Source organism: Burkholderia cepacia, from assembly GCF_001039005.1.
In the GTDB taxonomy this organism is placed as follows: Bacteria; Pseudomonadota; Gammaproteobacteria; order Burkholderiales; family Burkholderiaceae; genus Burkholderia; species Burkholderia theae.
Genome location: NZ_LDWR01000123.1, coordinates 1 through 1718, shown reverse-complemented (window position 1 = coordinate 1718; position 1718 = coordinate 1). Strand labels below are relative to the sequence as shown.

Below are 1718 nucleotides of genomic sequence, written 5' to 3'. Positions count from 1 at the left end.
TCACGCCACCGCGAACGCCGCCTTCATGTCGGCCACCCGGCGCCGCTCGCGCGCGATCATCATCCGGTTCACGACGATCACGCCGATCGTCACGGCCGTGATGAACAGCGTCGCCAGCGCGTTCATCTCCGGGTTCAGCCCGAGCCGCACGCGCGAGAACACCACCAGCGGCAGCGTCGTCGACCCCGGCCCCGACAGGAACGCCGACAGCACCAGGTCGTCGATCGACAGCGTGAACGACAGCAGCCACCCCGACAGCAGCGCCTGCGAGATCAGCGGCAGCGTCACCACGAAGAACACCTTCAGCGGCGTCGCGCCCAGATCCAGCGCCGCCTCCTCCAGCGACTTGTTCATCTCCTTCACGCGCGACTGCACGATGATCGCCACGTACGACACGCACAGCATCACGTGACCGATCCAGATCGTCAGCATCCCGCGCCCCTTCGGCCAGCCGAACATCTGCTCCAGCGCCACGAACAGCAGCAGCAGCGAGATGCCCTGGATCACTTCCGGAATCACCAGCGGCGCGTTGATCATCCCCGTGTACAGCGTGAAGCCCTTGAAGCGGCCGAAGCGCGCGAGCACGAAACCCGCCCACGTGCCGATCACGACCGACGCGGTGGCCGTCAGGAGACCGATCTTCAGCGACAGCCACGCGGCGGTCAGCAGCTCGTCGTCCTCCAGCAGCGCCGCGTACCACTTCAGCGAGAAGCCCGACCACACCGTCACCAGCTTCGACTCGTTGAACGAGTACACGACCAGGCTGATGATCGGGATGTACAGGAACAGGAAGCCGAAGGCGAGGACGCCCGTCGACAGCGGTTTGCTCGGCTTGATCATTTCGCTTCCTCCAGTTCCTTGACCTGGTAGTACTGGAACAGCGCCATCGGCACCAGCAGCAGCATCACCATCGCGACCGTCACCGCGGACGCCATCGGCCAGTCCATGTTGTTGAAGAATTCATCCCACATCACGCGCCCGATCATCAGCGTGTCGGCACCGCCGAGCAGTTCCGGAATCACGTACTCGCCCACCGCCGGGATGAACACCAGCAGGCTGCCGGCGATGATCCCGTTCTTCGACAGCGGCAGCGTGATCCGCGTGAACGCGACCCACGGCTTCGCGCCGAGGTCGTACGCGGCTTCGAGCAGCGTCAGGTCCATCTTCACCAGGTGCGCGTACAGCGGCATCACCATGAACGGCAGGTACGAATAGACCATCCCGATGTAGACGCCCGCGTCGCTGTGATACAGGCGCAGCGGCGTGTGGATGATGCCGAGCGCGATCAGCGTGTGGTTCAGGAGGCCGTCGTCCTTCAGGATGCCGATCCATGCGTACACGCGGATCAGGAACGAGGTCCAGAACGGCAGCATCACGGCCATCATCAGCACGTTGCGGCGGTTCGGTTCCGAGCGGGCGATGTAGTACGCCATCGGGTAACCGATCAGCAGGCACAGCACGGTCGACACGGCGGCCATCTTCAGCGAGCTGAGGTAGGTCGCGATGTACAGGTCGTCCTGCAGCAGGAACGCGTAGTGCGACAGCTGCAGCGCGAAGTGCACGACGCCGTCCTTGAACTCGACGAGCGACGTGTACGGCGGGATGCCCATCACCTGGTCGGCGAAGCTGATCTTCAGCACCAGCACGAACGGCAGCGCGAAGAAGACCGCGAGCCACAGGAACGGCACGCCGATCGCGACGCTGCGGCCCGACGGCAG

The 1718-nt window shown here is 64.5% G+C and carries 2 protein-coding genes; both read right to left on the bottom strand.

The annotated features are described in order from the left end of the window. Entirely contained in the window at positions 1–840 is an 840-nt protein-coding gene (locus VL15_RS38300) for an ABC transporter permease subunit (protein WP_048252093.1), read from the bottom strand. Further along, positions 837–1718: ABC transporter permease subunit (locus VL15_RS38295; RefSeq protein WP_048252092.1), on the bottom strand; the 882-nt coding region annotated here is incomplete at its 5' end. The genes VL15_RS38300 and VL15_RS38295, both read right to left, overlap by 4 nt.